This window comes from Streptomyces sp. Y20 (assembly GCF_043195475.1).
In the GTDB taxonomy this organism is placed as follows: Bacteria; Actinomycetota; Actinomycetes; order Streptomycetales; family Streptomycetaceae; genus Streptomyces.
Genome location: NZ_JBIDDP010000007.1, coordinates 293,694 through 309,156, shown reverse-complemented (window position 1 = coordinate 309,156; position 15,463 = coordinate 293,694). Strand labels below are relative to the sequence as shown.

16 protein-coding genes and 1 pseudogene are annotated in these 15,463 nt (G+C 71.8%); 4 read left to right on the top strand and 13 right to left on the bottom strand.

Annotation, left to right across the window (positions count from 1 at the left end; all coding sequences use genetic code 11):
- Positions 1-45: 45 nt before the first annotated feature.
- Genes ACGFT1_RS20270 through ACGFT1_RS20260 form a run of 3 tightly spaced genes read right to left on the bottom strand, consistent with a single transcriptional unit; the run spans position 46 to position 1,983 of the window.
- Positions 46-348 (bottom strand): hypothetical protein, encoded by a 303-nt coding sequence (locus tag ACGFT1_RS20270; RefSeq protein WP_373910320.1) that lies wholly within the window; start codon positions 346-348, stop codon positions 46-48.
- A gap of 4 nt (positions 349-352) precedes the next feature.
- The gene (locus ACGFT1_RS20265; protein WP_373910319.1) at positions 353-1,009 is read right to left on the bottom strand and encodes a TetR/AcrR family transcriptional regulator; all 657 of its coding nucleotides are present in this window, start codon (positions 1,007-1,009) and stop codon (positions 353-355) included.
- 35 nt (positions 1,010-1,044) lie between these two features.
- On the bottom strand, positions 1,045-1,983 hold the full coding sequence (locus ACGFT1_RS20260; RefSeq protein ID WP_373910318.1) for a diiron oxygenase: 939 nt from the start codon (positions 1,981-1,983) through the stop codon (positions 1,045-1,047).
- A gap of 184 nt (positions 1,984-2,167) precedes the next feature.
- On the opposite strand from ACGFT1_RS20260, the gene ACGFT1_RS20255 reads away from it, so the two are divergent.
- Positions 2,168-2,989 (top strand): hypothetical protein, encoded by an 822-nt coding sequence (locus ACGFT1_RS20255; protein WP_373910449.1) that lies wholly within the window; start codon positions 2,168-2,170, stop codon positions 2,987-2,989.
- On the opposite strand, the gene ACGFT1_RS20250 is transcribed toward ACGFT1_RS20255, so the two are convergent.
- From ACGFT1_RS20250 to ACGFT1_RS20220, 7 genes and pseudogenes are all read right to left on the bottom strand, one after another.
- Positions 2,973-3,530, bottom strand: coding sequence for a DUF3291 domain-containing protein (locus ACGFT1_RS20250; RefSeq protein WP_373910317.1), 558 nt, complete (start codon positions 3,528-3,530; stop codon positions 2,973-2,975). The genes ACGFT1_RS20255 and ACGFT1_RS20250 overlap by 17 nt on opposite strands.
- Before the next feature lie 44 nt (positions 3,531-3,574).
- Entirely contained in the window at positions 3,575-5,032 is a 1,458-nt protein-coding gene (locus ACGFT1_RS20245; RefSeq protein ID WP_373910448.1) for a penicillin-binding transpeptidase domain-containing protein, read from the bottom strand.
- A gap of 35 nt (positions 5,033-5,067) precedes the next feature.
- Positions 5,068-6,429, bottom strand: coding sequence for an FtsW/RodA/SpoVE family cell cycle protein (locus ACGFT1_RS20240; protein ID WP_373910316.1), 1,362 nt, complete (start codon positions 6,427-6,429; stop codon positions 5,068-5,070).
- A gap of 52 nt (positions 6,430-6,481) precedes the next feature.
- Positions 6,482-6,880 (bottom strand): SH3 domain-containing protein, encoded by a 399-nt coding sequence (locus tag ACGFT1_RS20235; RefSeq protein ID WP_373910315.1) that lies wholly within the window; start codon positions 6,878-6,880, stop codon positions 6,482-6,484.
- A 206-nt stretch (positions 6,881-7,086) separates the two neighbouring features.
- Complete coding sequence (locus ACGFT1_RS20230; RefSeq protein WP_373910314.1) at positions 7,087-8,331, bottom strand: ATP-binding protein; 1,245 nt, start codon at positions 8,329-8,331, stop codon at positions 7,087-7,089.
- Positions 8,328-9,098, bottom strand: a complete 771-nt coding sequence (locus tag ACGFT1_RS20225) for a hypothetical protein (RefSeq protein WP_373910313.1) — start codon at positions 9,096-9,098, stop codon at positions 8,328-8,330. Before ACGFT1_RS20225 ends, ACGFT1_RS20230 begins: the two co-directional genes overlap by 4 nt.
- Before the next feature lie 301 nt (positions 9,099-9,399).
- Positions 9,400-9,643: pseudogene (locus tag ACGFT1_RS20220) on the bottom strand (hypothetical protein); the annotation flags it as partial.
- 135 nt (positions 9,644-9,778) lie between these two features.
- Here ACGFT1_RS20220 and ACGFT1_RS20215 point away from each other — a divergent pair.
- Entirely contained in the window at positions 9,779-10,582 is an 804-nt protein-coding gene (locus ACGFT1_RS20215; RefSeq protein WP_373910312.1) for a nuclease-related domain-containing protein, read from the top strand.
- A 12-nt stretch (positions 10,583-10,594) separates the two neighbouring features.
- On the opposite strand, the gene ligD is transcribed toward ACGFT1_RS20215, so the two are convergent.
- Positions 10,595-11,482 (bottom strand): non-homologous end-joining DNA ligase, encoded by an 888-nt coding sequence (gene ligD, locus ACGFT1_RS20210; protein WP_373910311.1) that lies wholly within the window; start codon positions 11,480-11,482, stop codon positions 10,595-10,597.
- Positions 11,483-11,535: 53 nt separating this feature from the next.
- Here ligD and ACGFT1_RS20205 point away from each other — a divergent pair, with 53 nt between their 5' ends.
- Positions 11,536-12,555 carry a Ku protein gene (locus tag ACGFT1_RS20205; RefSeq protein WP_373910310.1) on the top strand — a complete coding sequence of 340 codons (1,020 nt, stop codon included), beginning with the start codon at positions 11,536-11,538 and terminating at the stop codon, positions 12,553-12,555.
- Positions 12,556-13,042: 487 nt separating this feature from the next.
- Positions 13,043-13,918 carry a hypothetical protein gene (locus ACGFT1_RS20200; RefSeq protein ID WP_373910309.1) on the top strand — a complete coding sequence of 292 codons (876 nt, stop codon included), beginning with the start codon at positions 13,043-13,045 and terminating at the stop codon, positions 13,916-13,918.
- 285 nt (positions 13,919-14,203) lie between these two features.
- Here the strand turns inward: ACGFT1_RS20200 and ACGFT1_RS20195 are convergent, their stop codons facing one another.
- Together ACGFT1_RS20195 and ACGFT1_RS20190 are read right to left on the bottom strand one after the other, a co-directional pair.
- Positions 14,204-14,410 (bottom strand): hypothetical protein, encoded by a 207-nt coding sequence (locus tag ACGFT1_RS20195; protein ID WP_373910308.1) that lies wholly within the window; start codon positions 14,408-14,410, stop codon positions 14,204-14,206.
- A 22-nt stretch (positions 14,411-14,432) separates the two neighbouring features.
- Positions 14,433-15,215 carry a GAF domain-containing protein gene (locus ACGFT1_RS20190; RefSeq protein WP_373910447.1) on the bottom strand — a complete coding sequence of 261 codons (783 nt, stop codon included), beginning with the start codon at positions 15,213-15,215 and terminating at the stop codon, positions 14,433-14,435.
- Positions 15,216-15,463: the final 248 nt, after the last annotated feature.

The window sequence follows — 15,463 nt, the reverse complement described above, 5'->3', positions numbered from 1 at the left end:
GTATGCGGGGCGCGCCCCGAGCGTGCGCGGTTCGGCGCAGCCCTGTCACCCGTCCGTGTCGTCCGGCTTGCCGGACGGCGTGGTGTCCGGCTTGGACCAGGGCCACCTCGGCCGCCCGCCCGACCGGTCCTCGGGGGCGTACCGGTACTTCCATCCCTGGATCAGTCCCAGCCGTCGGCTGTGCCCGCGCGGCACGCGGTGGTAGACGAGCACCGTGGGCGGACCGCCGTCCGGGTCCGGTACGGGGATGCGGTACGTCTTCGGGGGGTGCCCGGTGGGGCCGAGCAGCACGGGCAGCACGCGGCCGTCCATGGGCCCGCCCTCGAAGGGGGTGTCCTGGCTCTTCACGGGTTCAGTCTCGGCCATCCCCGGTGAGCGCGCCGACGAGCGCGGCGGTCTGCGGGTCCCGGCCCGCGGTGACCGTGAGGACGGCCACGAACTGCTCCACCAGCCAGTCGCGCAGCTCCCCGGCCGGCGGCTGCTTGTCCTCGTCGAGCCAGATCAGGGAGGCCGCCTCCACGGCCGTGATCCACATGCGGACGGTCATCCGCAGCCGGGCGCCGGGGTCGACGACGCCGAGGTGCCGGCAGATGTGCTGCGCGGCGGACCGGCGCACCCCGTCCACGAGGGCGGTCGTACGGGAGGTCTCCACCACGCTGCCGCCCTGGAGCAGCGCGCTGAACCCGGTGTCGTGCTCGTCCACGAACGCCAGATAGCGGTCCAGGACGCGGGACAGGCGGGGCAGCAGCGGCCCCTCGCGCGGCTCGTCGAAGCACTGCTGGAGCTCCTGTGCGGCCGACCCCAGCGCCGCCTCGTACAGCTGCTGCTTGCCGCCCGGGAAGTACCGGTACACCAGCGGACGCGAGACTCCGGCCGCCTCCGCCACGTCGTCCAGGGACACGTCCTCGGGGGCGCGGTGCGCGAAGAGGGAGAGCGCGGCGTCCAGGAGCTGACGCCGCCGCTCCTCGACGCTGAGCCGGCGGTAGGCGGGGGTGGCGGACGGGGTCATGCCCCGCAGCCTAATCGCCGTGGGGGCGAGGGGGGTCAGGCCAGCAGCCCCGAGGACCTCCACAGCCGCCGGCCGGCGCCCCGCAGCACCCCGATGTCGTCCAGGAAGTCGGTCAGCCGCTTCGCACCCGTCTGCATGACCTCCCGCCGGTGCCCGCTCGCCTTCACCTGCGCCATGGCCTCCCGCTTGTCGAGGCCGACGTTGGCGTACACGTCCGGGTTCACGAACGCCACCGAGAACACCCGGGCGAACTCCCCGGACGTGACCCGGGTGAACTCCTGCGACCACTTCGGCGCGCTCACCATCTGGCGCCGCAGCTCCTCACGGGCGTACCGGACGTGCCGTGCCTCCTCCACCACGTGGATCCGCGTGACGCCCCGGATCAGCGGCTGGACCCGCTCGTCGGGGAACGTCAGGCGCTGCATCCAGTCCAGGACCTCCTCGCCGAGCAGCGTGGCGGTGAACGAACCGGGGGTCGTGGAGATCGTCTTGAACAGGCGGCCCAGGTTCTGGTGGGCCCGGCTCACCGGGTACCACGGCGTGCCGCCGTGCGTGATCAGCCGGGCGAACATCTTCGAGTGCCGGCACTCGTCCTCGATCTCGGTGAGCGCGTAGCGCACGTGCGCGCTGGTCGCCGCCTTGTCGTAGACGTGACGGACCAGCAGCTGCATCAGGATCAGCTCGAACCAGATGCCGAGCGAGGCCAGCGCCGCCGCCTCATGCCGGGAGAGCAGGAGCCGCTGCTCCTCGCTCATCCGCTGCCACATCGGGGTGCCGTACAGCGACACCAGCTCCGGGGGCCAGAACCACTTGCCCTCCTCGAAGGGCGCGTCCCAGTCCAGCTCCTTGTCCGGGTCGAAGGAGTGCCGGGCGGAAGAGACGAGCAGCCGTTCGGCCACCTGCTCCCGGTCCTTCAGCAGACCGAGCGCGTCGCGCAGCCCGTCCAGAGCGTCCTCTTCCGTCAGGGTCGTCATGGCTCCCTCACCTCGTTACCCGGGGGTAGTCGTCTCGCCTCTTATGAGACTGCCTGTCAGCAAGCTCGTCAATCCCCCGCGCACGACTTGTTGGGCCGGGGTGCGCGCCCGACCGCGTGATCCCGGCCGACGCGGACGTGGCGCGGGTACGCTCCCCCGGATGCAGTAGCGTGCTGGCGTGTCCATGCCTCCGCAGCCGCAGTACCCCTACGGCCAGCAGCCCCCCGCGGCCCCCGGCCCGTACGGCTCGCCGTACCCCCAGCAGCAGCCGTACCCCGCGCAGCAGCCCTATCCGCAGCAGCCGTATCCCCCGCAGCAGCCCTACCCGCCGCAGCCGTACCCCGGCTGGGGCGGGGTGCCGCCCATGGGGCCGCCCCCGAAGAAACGCCGGGTGGGTCTGGTGCTCGGGATCGTGGGCGGTGTCGTCACACTGGGCGTCGTGGGTCTCGTCCTGCTCGGGATGGTGGCCGACAGCGGCTTCCCGGAGGCGAGGAACAAGCTCACGCTGCCGCACACGCTGCTGGACGGCACGTACGTCTTCGCCCAGGACTACTCCGGCACCGAGGGCAAGAAGGTCGAGCGGGAGGCCGACGGCGCCTGGGACGCCAAGGACATCCACGCCGTCACCGCCCGCTACAGCCCGGGCGGCGACGACACCAAGGGCTCGCTGCTGGTGTCCGGCATGTACGGCCGGTTCAAGAACGAGGGCGCGGTGCGGCGGAGGATGCTCAAGGGCGCCGCCGAGGCCGACGACGTCACGGTCGGGGAGCCCGCGCGGGACGTCACCCCGTCCGGCGCGGACACGCCCGTCAGCTGCGAGGTGCTGATCCAGAGGAGCGCCCTCGTCACGCTCACCTACCCGGTCTGCGCCTGGGCGGACGGCAACACCGCGGCCATCGTCGGCGCGGTGGGCACGGGGAAGAAGGACCCCGCCGACATCGACCTCGACGCCGCCGCCCGCGACACCCTCAGGGTGCGTACGGAGATGCTCAAGCCGGTCGGGTGACGGCCACGGCCTCCCCGGCCACCACCGCCTCCCCGGCCACCGCGGCTTCCGCAGTGTCCCCGGCCACCGCGGCTTCCCCGGCCGCCCGCGGCGGGAAGGGCGTCCGCAGCGAGAAGGCGTACGGCGTCGGGCCGTGCGCCCGCAGGTGCAGCAGCCGGTCCTCCGCCTCGGCGACCGCCGGACGGTGGCCGGCCGGCACCCACCACAGCGCGGTCATCGCCTCCTCGGGCCGCTCGAACCACTCCCGCCGCCGGGCGAGCAGCTCCCGGTGCCGGCCCTGGTACATGAACGCCGTCAGCGCGTCCGTGTCCCGCCACACCGACATGTTGATGATCAGCCACTCGTCACCGAGGACGGGAACGGCGGTGGCGTTCCCGTCCTCGCCCTGGAGCCGCCACACGAAGCCGTCCGCGGTGTCCGCCACCGCGTTCACGGGGTCGAGGGCGTCGACGAAGTCCTTCAACTCGGGCGAGTCCAGCGGGTGTGCGAGGCGGGCGATGTTGACCTGGGCGAGCCGGTAGGCGATCACGGATTCCGTCATGGGCGCACGGTAGGTCGGCCCCCGGGCCACCGGCACCCCCCGTCTCAGCCCGCGAGAACCGCCCGCATCACCTCCTTCGCGATGGGCGCCGCGTCCCCGCCCCCGCTGATCTCGCCCCGGTCCGCCGACGCGTCCTCCACCACCACCGCGACCGCCACCTGCGGCTCCGGCGCGTCATCGGCCTGCGCCCAGGACACGAACCAGGCGTACGGCACCCCCGCGTTGCCCACCCCGTGCTGGGCGGTGCCGGTCTTGCCGCCCACGATCGCGCCGGGAATGGCCGCCCGGGTGCCGGTGCCCTCCTCGACCACGCCGGCCATCAGCTCCCTCAGCCGGGCCGCCGTGGACGGCCGCATCACCTGCCGCCCCGGACGGGCCGCGCTGCCGGTGAGTGTCTCGCCGCCGTGCCGGGTGGTGCGCTCCACCAGATACGGCGGACGCAGCAGGCCGCCGTCGGCGACCGCCGCCGCGACCATCGCCATCTGGAGCGGCGTGGCCCGGGTGTTGTACTGCCCGATGGAGGACAGCGCCAGCTGCGCCCGGTCCACCCGGCTGTCGAAGGTGCTGGGCGCCACGGAGAACGGGATGCGCAGATCGGAGTCGTTGAACCCGAACGCCTGTGCCGTGTCCGCCATGTCCCGCACGCCCACGTCCACGCCCAGCTTGGCGAACACCGTGTTGCAGGACCATTCGAAGGCGTCCCGCACCGAGGTGTCCACGCAGCCCTCGCCCTCATTGGTCAGCCGCGTCGTGGTGCCGGGCAGCCGGTAGGGGGCGGGGGAGTCGGTGGGCGCGTCCAGGTCCGTGACCACCCCCGCGTCCAGCGCCGCCGCCGCGGTGACCACCTTGAACGTCGACCCCGGCGGATAGGTCTGCCGTACCGCCCGGTTGAGCATCGGCTTCTCCGGGTCACTGTTGAGCCGGGACCACGCCGACGTCACCGCCTCGCTGTTGCCGGACAGCTCCGCGGGGTCGTACGACGGGCTGGTCACCAGCGCCAGGACGCGGCCCGTGGCCGGGTCCAGCGCGGCCACCGCGCCCTTGCGGCCCGCCAGCCCCCGGTACGCGGCCTCCTGCGCCTTGCGGTTCAGGGTCGTCACGACGTCCCCGCCGCGGGTCGGCGCGCGCGTCAAGTCGTTCCACACCGGCAGCGGCGCCAGCATCGGATCGGTGCCGGAGAGCACCCCGTCCTCGGCGTGCTCCAGGAACGTGGTGCCGTACCTCTGCGAGGCGAAGCCGGTGACCGGCGCGTACAACGGCCCGTCCACGTAGCGGCGTTCGAAGCGCAGCTGCTCGCCGGTGTCCACGGAGCCGGTGACCGGCACGCCGCCCACCAGGATGTCGCCGCGCGGCTGCTGGTAACGGGCGATCGTGGCACGGCGGTTGGCGGGGCTGCCGGCGTACTCCCCGGACTGCACGACCTGCACGCGGGCCGCGTTGCCCAGCAGGGCCGCCAGCAGCAGGGCGCAGAACGCGCAGGCGTGCCGGATGTACTTCGCCATCGGGCGCCCGTTCTCGGGCAGGCCCCCGTACTCGGTCACGGCGCCTCCCGGCCGTCGTACTGACTGCGCGCCGAGTCGCTCACCCGGATCAGCAGCGCCACGATCGCCCAGTTGGTGACCACCGAGGAACCGCCCTGGGCGAGGAACGGCATCGCCATCCCGGTCAGCGGGATCAGCCCGGTGACCCCGCCCGCGATCACGAACACCTGCAGCGCCACGATCGAGGCCAGCCCGACCGCGAGGAGCCGGCCGAAGGGCTCGCGCAGCGCCAGACCAGCCCGGTATCCGCGCTCCACCAGCAGGGCGTACAGCAGCACGATCGCCGCGAGACCCGCGAGACCCAGCTCCTCCCCGGCGGTCGCCAGGATGAAGTCCGACTTGGTGGCGAAGCCGATCAGGATCGAGTGCCCGAGCCCCAGCCCGGTGCCCAGGACCCCACCGGCGGCGAAGGCGAACAGGGACTGCACGAGCTGGTTGGGTCCCTGCCCGGCCTGGATCGTGGCGAACGGGTGCAGCCAGTCCTCGATCCGCCCGTTGACATGCGGCTCCAGCCGCCCCACGGCGACGGCACCGACCACGGCCAGCAGCAGTCCGACCGCGATCCAGCCGGTCCGCCCGGTGGCCACGTACAACAGCACCACGAACAGCCCGAAGAACAGCAGCGAGGTCCCGAGGTCCCGCTCCAGCACCAGCACCCCCACACTCACCACCCAGATCGTCACGATCGGCCCGAGCACCCGGCCGGTCGGGAACTGCATGCGCCACAGCCGGCGGCCGGTGAACGCCAGCGCGCTGCGGTTGGCGGCCAGATAGGCGGCGAAGAACACCGCGAGCAGCACCTTCGCGAACTCGCCCGGCTGGATGGAGAACCCGGCGATCCGAATCCAGATCCGGGCGCCGTTGACCGCGGGGAACAGGATCGGCAGCGCCAGCAGCACCAGGGCGGCCACCACGCACACGTACGCGTACCGCTGGAGCACCCGGTGGTCGCGCAGCACCAGGACGACACCGATGAACAGCCCGATCCCGAACGTCGACCACACCAGCTGGGTGGGGGCCGCCCGGTCGCCGGGCGTCTCCAGGTCCAGCCGGTAGATCAGCACCAGCCCGAGCCCGTTGAGCAGCACCCCGATGGGCAGCGGCAGCGGATCGGCGTACGGCGCCCGGATCCGCACCGCGAGATGCGCGAACAGGGCGAGCACACCGAGGCCGGCGCCGTAGCCCGCGGCACCGGGAGGGACGGAGCCGGTGCGCGCCAGCCCCACCGCGCAGTAGCCGTACACGGACAGCAGGACGGCCAGCACGATCAGGGCCAGTTCGATGCCCCGGCGCCGGGGGAGGCGCGGAGCGCGCGGGGGAGCGGGGGCCGCCGCCACGGTGGTTCCGGCCTTCGTCATGCCCGGAACCTACCGAAACGGGGCGACTTGTGGGTGTTGTTCGACGGCCGCGTCAGCACCAGCGTGGCGCGGGACCGACGTTCCGGATGTAGGCGGCCGAGCCCCAGGCCCAGGTGCCGTCCGTGAGCAGGTACCAGAGCGGGTTGCCCCGCACGGCCTCGCCGCCCGTCTTGCAGAAGATGGACACGGTCTCCCCCTCCGGCACGAGCCGCACCCGCCGGCTGCCCCGGTCAGGCCGGTCGTGCAGCCACAGGCCGCCCCGGGCGGTGACGACACCCTGATAGGGCCCGGGGGTGTCGGTTCCCTGGCCGTCGTCGCGGAGAGCGGGCCCGGGGGTGTCGGTTCTCCGGCCGTCGCCGGCCGCGGCCGGTGCGACCGCGACACCGGTGGTCAGCGCCCCGGTGGCGACGGCCACGGCGAGACACCGGGTGAGGGAGCGGCGTAGGCGCATGGGGTTACCTCCGGGAAAAGGGGCGGAACCTGACCACCCGCCACATTAGGAGGCTCTTCGGGGGGCTGCCTTTTTTGCTGGGCCCAACGGACGGCGCGCGGGATGGGTGCGCGGGATGGGTGCGCGGGAACGTGGGAGCGGGGCTCGGGGGCGGGCAGCGTCAGCCCCGTGCCCCGTGCCCCGTGCCCCGTGCCCCGTGCCCAGCGCTACCCCTCGCCCGGCAACGTCAGCGTGGCGACCGCGCCGCCGTCCACCGCGTTGGCGAACGAGAGCCGGGCCCCCAGTACCTCCGCCTGCCCCGAGGCGATGGTCAGCCCGAGCCCGTGGCCCCTGGCCCCGCCCTCCGTGCGGAACCGCTGAGGCCCGTGCTCCACCAGGTACCGCGGGAACCCGCCGCCGTGGTCCCGCACCGTCACCACCGGCCCGTCCACCGTCAGGACCACCGGAGGGCGACCGTGCCGGTGCGCGTTGGCCATCAGGTTCCCCAGCACCCGTTCCAGCCGCCGCCGGTCGGTCTCCACCCGCGCGTCCCGCAGGACCCGCACCTCCGTCTCCGTCCCCGACGCCCGTACCACCCGCCGGACCAGCGCGCCCAGCTCCTCCGTGTCGGCCTCCAGCCGCTCCCGCCCGGTGTCCAGCCGGGAGATCTCCAGCAGGTCCTCGGTGAGTGTGCGCAGCGCCGCCACCCGGTCCCGCACCAGCTCCGTCGGCCGGCCCGGCGGCAGGAGCTCCGCCGCCGCGTGCAGCCCGGTGAGCGGGGTACGCAGCTCGTGCGCCACGTCCGCGGTGAACCGCTGCTCGCTCAGCAGCTTGCCCTGCAACGACGCGGCCATCGAGTCCAGGGCCGCGGCCACCGCCGCCACCTCGTCCTGCGCCCGGGTCGGATCCTTCGTCCGCGGATCCTCCACCCGGGCGTCCAGGTCGCCCGCGCTGATGCGCCGGGCCACCCGCGCGGTGCCGTGCAGCCGCCTGGTCACCCGGGTCACCGCGAACGCGCCGACCAGCACGGTCGCCCCGATGGCGAGCCCCGACGACCACAGGATCGACTGGTCGAGGCCGGCGATGGTGCGGGACTGCTGCGAGTAGTCGACCTCCACGGCCAGCGCCCGGCGCCCGGACACCGGTCCCGCCGCCCACATGGTCGGGCGTCCCCGGTGCGTCGAGACCATCGTGCCGCGCTCCCCGGTCACCGCCAGGGTCCGCAGCGGCGCGGGCAGCCCGGCGGGGTCCACCGCGGCGCCCGGCAGCAGGGTGTCCCCGGCCTCGTACGCCCGCGTGGCGTCGGTCAGCCGGGACAGCGCCAGGTCACGGGCCTGCCCGACGGTCTGGTTGGTCACCGACACGTGGACCAGCACGCCGAGCAGCGCGGCCAGCGCACAGCACATCACCGTGATGAACGCGGCGGCCTTGACGGCGAGCGTCCCGGCCCAGTGGGGCAGGGCGACCCTCATCGCCCGCTCGCGGAAGGCGGCAGGGACGGCGAGACGGAGGCGGACGGCGAGACAGAGGGGGGCCCAGACGCGGACGGCGTCCTGCCGTGCCGCCCGTCGCCGATGTGCAGGTACTCGTCGCGGGAGAACACCATCGCGCGCTGGCCCGGGTCCCACACCCAGGTGGTGCGGTACTCGTAGCCCGAGATGTCGGCCGGTGAACGTTCGATCAGCGCACGGCCGGCCAGCTCCACGCCGGTGATCGCGTCGTTGTCGGCCAGCACCTGCACCAGCCCGTGCTTCTCGACGGTGTAGACCCGCACCCCCGTCTGGTTCGTCGGATACAGCCGGAAACCGAGCGTCAGATCCGGCCGGCCGTCCCCGGTGAGGTCCCGGTAGTACGGCTCCAGCAGCGGACAGCGGGCTCGGTCACCCCCCGGGCGGCACTCCTTCATCCGGTCGGCGGTGGCGTTGTAGGTGCCTTTCGGGCCGTAGTCGGCCGGGTGCGCCTTCAGCTCCGCCTCGACGACGTCCACCGGATCGACCTTCCGGATGTCGTCCCCGGGCACGGTGACACCCTTCACCGTCTCCCTGGTCGCCACGTCGTACGGGTAGGCCGGGCTGGCCGCCGGCCGCAGTCCGGGCCAGAGCTTCACGGGGCTCGCGGCGGCCGGAGTCGACCCGGCGCCCCGCAGCCCGCCGGTGTCCCCGCAGGCCGCAGCCGTCGCCGCGAGCAGGGCGACGGCGGTCACGGCGAGGGCGGTACGCGCGGGACGACGGGCTGGCACGGTGCTCCTGGGCGTCGGGTTCGATCCCCGCCCACCTTAATTCGTGGCTGCGCGGGGGCATGTGCCCAGCCTGAGCCGACCACCCGTCCCGCGCACGGCACGAGGCACCGGGGGAGGGGCGGCGGGACCGGACCGGAGCGGACCGGTGGGAGCGTACGGCGGCCGGGGGGAGCGCAGGTGCCGGGGCCGGCAGGAGCGGTATCGCCGGGAGCGCGGGGTGCTGGGGCCGGCAGGGGACGATACCGCCGGGTACGGCTGCCGCGACCGGCCGCACGCTACCGCCGGGACAGCGCCACTCGGCCTCGGCCGGCTCTTCCAGCAGCCGCACGGTTGCCAGACCCACGGTTGCCAGACCCACGGTCACCAGACCCGCCGCAGGTACGCCACGAACAGCTCGTCGTGCAGCGCCCACGCCGAGCACCGGGCCCGGAGCAGCCGGATCGCCTCCTCGGCGCGCGCACCCCGCCGCACCAGGGCGAGCCCGAGGAACAGCCCCGACCCGACCGGTTGTACCCGTGACGGCAGCGCACCCGGCACCTGGCACCTGGCACCTGGCACCTGGCACCCGGCGTCCGGCGTCCGGCGCCTCCCCCACTCCCTCTCGCGAGGGCCGTCCTCCACGGTGACCGGTCTTGCCCCGGGAGCCCCTGCCTGTTCCCATGGTCGAGGGGTGATGGCACATGAGCGGACTGCGCGTGGTGCCGGCCGGCCGGCACGGCAGGGAGCGGCTGTACGTCTGCCGCGCGGACGGAAGCAACGTCGCCTGGTACGACCGTGAGACAGGCCGGGTCAACCTGCTCGCCGAGGACAGCCGGGACGCCGTGCTGCACGCACTGCGGCCCTTCCTCACCGGCCCGGTCACCGTCGGGCCGCCCCCGGTCCCGACCCCTGCTGAATACGCCCGGCTGACCCTGCACCCGGACGACGACCTGGCCCCCAACCGCCCCGGCGAGGCGCTGCTGGTCGCCCTCGACCGCGACCCCGGCCCCGCCCACCGGCTGCGCCCCGACCCCCGCCGGCGCGCCCTGGCCGCCGAGCAGGGCGCCGGTGAGGCACTGGACGGGCTGGAGGGCGCCGGCTGGCACACCCTGCACTCCGTACCGCTGCCCGGCGGGAGCCGCATCCACCACCTGGTGATAGGCCCCGGCGGTCTGTTCGCCGTCCACGCCCTGTACGCCCGCAGGACGCGCGTCCTGGTCGCCGACCCCATGATCAGCCTGGGCCGCCGCGCCGCGGAGCCGCTGCTGCGCCGCCTGCGCGCCGACGCCGACCGCGCCTCGTACGCGCTGACCGCGGAGGTCCGGGCGGTGCTGGTCCTCACCGCCCCGGCCGAGGTGACCGTGACCGCGCAGCCGCGCCGGGTACGGATCCTGCGGGACACCGAGCTGGCGGACCTGGCGCGGCTGGGCGGGGTCCTCAAACCGGCGGACGTGGAGGCCCTGCACGGGATGGCACGGGACCGGAACACCTGGGGGCGGGTCTAGCGCGGGCCCGGGTCAGGGCAGGGGCGCGGCCTCGGCCGGGTCCGTCAGCGGGGCCATGAGGTCACCGAGGTCCTCGAGCCGGGCCGCGATGTCCCCGGCCCGGAACTCCAGCTGTCCCGGGCTGCGGCAGCCGGCGACCTCCTCCCAGGTCACCGGCGCGGACACCAGCGGGGCCCGGCGGGCGCGCACGGTGTACGGGGTGGCCGTGGTCTTGCGGGCCGCGTTCTGACTCCAGTCGACGAACACCTTCCCGGGCCGCAGGCTCTTGTTCATCCGGTGCACCACCAGCCGGGGCATCACCCGTTCCGCCTCCACGGCCAGCGCCTTCGCGTACTCGGACGTCCGCTCGGAGGAACTCCCGCGCACCGCGGCCAGCAGGTGCAGCCCCTTCGATCCGGCCGTCTTCGGGTACGCCTCGATCCCGTCGGCGGCGAGCCGCTCACGCAGCCACAGGGCGACCTCGCAGCAGTGCACGATGTGCGCGGGCGCACCCGGATCGAGGTCGAAGACCAGCCGGTCGGCCTCGTCGGGACTCTGGACCAGCCACTGGTGGGTGTGGAACTCGGTGACCAGGTTCGCCGCCCAGACCAGGCTGGGCAGGTCCTGCACCACCACCATCCGGGCCGGACTGTCCGCCGACGAGCGCGGCACCTTCGCGGTCGTGACCCACTCGGGCGTACCCGGCGGCACGTTCTTGGCGAAGAACAGCTGTCCGTCCGGCCCGTCCGGATAACGCAGGAAGGACACCGCGCGGTCGCGCAGATGCGGCAGCAGGGCCCCGGCGGTGGTCGCGTAGTAGTGCAGCAGCTCCGCTTTGGTGAAGCCGGTCTCCGGATACAGCACCTTCTCCAGGTTGCTGAGCGCGACCCGGCGTCCCTCCACCTCTGTGATAGGCGTCATAAGATGACAATCCCAGATGAGACGGGACATACGGGAAAGGCAGGGTGCGGCACGTGCGATCGATCTGGAACGGCGCCATCTCGTTCGGTCTCGTCACCATCCCGGTCAAACTGGTGAACGCCACGGAGAACCACGCCATCTCCTTCCGCCAGATCCACACCGAGGACAGCGGCCGCATCCGCTACCGCAAGGTGTGCGAACTGGAGGACCGCGAGGTCAGTCAGGACGAGATCGGCAAGGCATACGAGGACGCCGACGGCTCGATCATCCCGATCACCGACGAGGACCTCTCCCACCTGCCCATGCCGACCGCCCGCACCATCGAGATCGTGGCCTTCGTGCCGGCCGACCGGATCGACCCCCTCCAGATGGGCTCGGCGTACTACCTGGCGGCCGGCGGGACGCCCGCCGCCAAGCCGTACACCCTCCTGCGCGAGGCCCTCAAGCGCAGCAACAAGGTCGCCATCGCCAAGTACGCGCTGCGCGGCCGGGAGCGTCTCGGAATGCTGCGGGTCCTGGGGGACGCCATCGCCATGCACGGCCTGCTGTGGCCCGACGAGGTACGGGCTCCCGAGGGCATCGCCCCCGACACCGACGTGACCATCCGCGACAAGGAACTCGACCTCGCGGACGCCCTCATGGACACCCTCGGCGAGGTCGACCTGAAGGACCTGCACGACGAGTACCGCGAGGCCCTGGAGGAGGTCATCGCGGCCAAGGCCGCAGGCGAGACCCCGCCCGAGACCCCGGCCCCCGCCGCCGGCGGCAAGGTACTGGACCTCATGGCCGCGCTGGAGAACAGCGTCCGAGCGGCCCGCGAGTCCCGCGGAACCCCCACCGGCGAGGCCGAGGTCAGACCCCTGCGAGGACGCGCCGCGCCCAAGAAGACGACAAAGCCCACCACCGCAAAGACACCCAGGGCGACCGAGGACACCAAGAAGACGCCATCGCCCAAGAAGAGCACGGCGAAGAAGACACCGGCGACACCGAAAAGCACGACGACGGGAACGACGAAGAGCACGGCGAAGAAGCCCACCCCGAAGAAAACACCGTCCCGGAATCGGACCGCCTGAGCGACGGTCAGCAGATCCCCCACCAGGAGGGCCAGCGACGTCCACGCACGCCATGCCCGCTCCGCGGGGCTCTTTGGTCGGAGCCACCCTGCGCGGCGCGCGGGAAGAGGCCCGGCCGGAGCCTGATGTCACGCCAGGGACGCCGTCCCGCACATGTCTGCCCCACGGCCCAGAAAACCGGACTTCACCCCGATGCAGGTTCGGATCTCGGTGATCCTCGCTGATCGGCCAGGCCGGGTCATCTCACCTACGGCGGCGCTCCGAGATCCCGTCCACGGACCTCGCCCCAAGTCTCCTGCGACCGACACCCACCTGCACAAACGCGAAGACCCCGGCCTCGGCATCCTGGGCACACGGCTCTGGAGACCTCGTGTGGCTCAGGTGTCTGCCATTGCGGTGGTTCGAGTTCTGCCGGAACTACGTGGCCGGGCGGTGGCGTACGAGCGCAGCCAAGACCCGTGAGGGCATAGCGGACGGCCTTGCGGCCGTGACCCTCGCCATGGTCAAGCGCGGGGACGCTGCTCCTCAGGATGAGCACCTGCGATTGGCCTTCCGATGGGGGATCGTGCCCGCCAACAAGGGGGAGGACCCGCCAGCCGGACTCAAGGCCGCGTACGACTGGCTCACCACAGCGGACCGGTCGGTTGTCGACCTGGCCAATACCGAGGTATTCGAAGAGGTGTTGTGCCGCCTCAGCTACAAATTGGAAGGCACTCCGGCGGCGGGCGACACGTACAAGCGGCGGCGTCGGGCCTTGAATACTGCCCTCGAGCATGCTGTGTTCGCGGGGGAACTCCCCGAGAACCCGCTCCGGCGGGTCCGCCGGAAGCATGTCGGCTCCCACGATGTGGTGGACCGGCGTGTCCTCGTGAACGCCGTACAGGCCCGGCAGTTGCTCACTGCCGTGTCCTACGTCGGGTCGTGGGATCGCTGCCGCGGGAGGCGCCTGGCGGCGTTCTACGCGGCCCTCTACTACGCCGGGCTACGGCCGACCGAAGCGGTCTGGCTGCGGTTGTCGGACTGTCACCTGCCGGAGGCAGGTTGGGGCACGCTGACGTTGAGGGAGACGCGCCCTGTCTCCGGCAAGCAGTGGACCGACTCCGACGAGCGGCACGACCGCCGGGGCCTGAAGGCCCGTGAGACGTCCTCTGACCGGCCGGTCCCCATCCCGCCCGTCTTGGTCGCTATCCTCCAGGCGCACCTGAAGGAGTTCGGGACGGCCAAGGAAGGGCGCGTGTTCGGCAACGAGCGTGGCGGCGTGGTCGGCTCATCTTCCTACTGGCGGGTATGGGAGGAAGCGCGGGAATACGCGCTGCCGCCCGATCGGGTCGACTCGCCATTGGCTGGACGTCGCGGTGGCTGAACGCCGGGGTTGCCGATCGCTGAGGTGGCCCGCCGGGTCGGCAACTCGCCGGAGGTGATCCACCGCCGGTACCACGGCTGCATCGACACGAGGAAGCTGCCAACGCCAAGATCACAAAGGCGTTGGAGGAGGAAGGCGACACGGTGTAGCGGCGGGCGCCTATTGAGTGGACGGTGCCCGGAGGCTGTCGACCGCTCGCGTGTATGGACGTCGATCAGGGCGGTTGTGTCTAAGCGGGCACTCTGAGTCGCCGAATCAACAAGATCCGCCTCTTGGCCGCGGGCTTCAGTTCCAGAACTTCCACCAGGGGTGGGAAGCCTCGTACCGGGCGACATCCTCGTTGAGGGCCCGCTCTGCCTGACTTCTTACGGCGTCGAAGTAGACATCAGCGTCGATCTCGCCTCGAGCCGCCCGATGAGCAAGGAGCGCGATCTCACGCTCGGTGTATTCGGGCTCCTCCACCGCGCTGCGCTCCTGTACGTCGTGTGCCATGATCCATCTCCAGTGCTGGGCTCTAATCCGTCGGTGGCTTACCTTCCACATGAGCCAGAGCGGCGGCCAGGATGTTGGCGAGCATACGCAATACCTGGCCGTCCGGGCCAGAGAAGGCCTTCTTGTTTGTCGAATCCACCGCAAGCATCCCGTAGGCCTTGCCTTCAGTGTAGATGGGCGTTGACGCAAAGCTCGAGTAAGGCGCCTGATTCGAAACGCTCCCCCGGGGTCCGGGGGAGCCGCGTACGTCGTCGACTATGTCAGGGGTAGGTACCGCATCCGGGGCGTTGTTGATCCAATGCAAAACGTCACGATCGGCTGCTGTGTCTGTGCGGAATTCGGCGCGCGGAGGTGGTCCATGTCGACCGGTCCATCTGGTCCGCTTCAGGGTTCCCGCGTCCGTTAGCTCATAGATGACAGCCCGGCGGTTCGCGCGAGACTCGGTGTCGTAGGCCCCCAATGCCTCACGAGCGCTTTCGCATACTGCATAGCGCACACTGTCGAGTTCCTTACTGCCTGGTCCTGCGTCAACTTCCTTGCAGAGGTTACAAAGGGCATCCAAGGAGAGGGTCCCTGCTCCATGGAGACGCAAATACGCCTTCCCTGCGGCGTCCTGGTACCCGCCGGACTCCTGCGAAGCTAGGGCTGCCCGTGTGCCATTGAGAATGGCAACTAGCAGCACACCACCGGAGATTCCAAGCTTTACGGAACCGTGAGTGAAGGCGATGATAGGGCCAGCGCAGACGAGCAAGACCGAAAGCGTGACACCTGTCCATCGGTTGAGCAGGCCTACCTTCAGTCTCATCGAACCCTTGGGCTTGGGAATATGACTGGCCATCAGGTGTCCCTCGCGGGCTGAGGCGTGTTACAGGCTCCCGACATCGATTTTATGCCTCGATGAGGTTCGACGCACGCTAGGCCAAGAGCAGGCAGCCACTTCAGGCGAGGGTTGTGCCGGATCTGACTCAGCCCTTGCTGCTGCGCTGTGCATTCGTTGCGCCCCGTAGCTACGGTGATCCGTGGCTGGCGACCGGTGTGTCTGAGGTGTGTCGC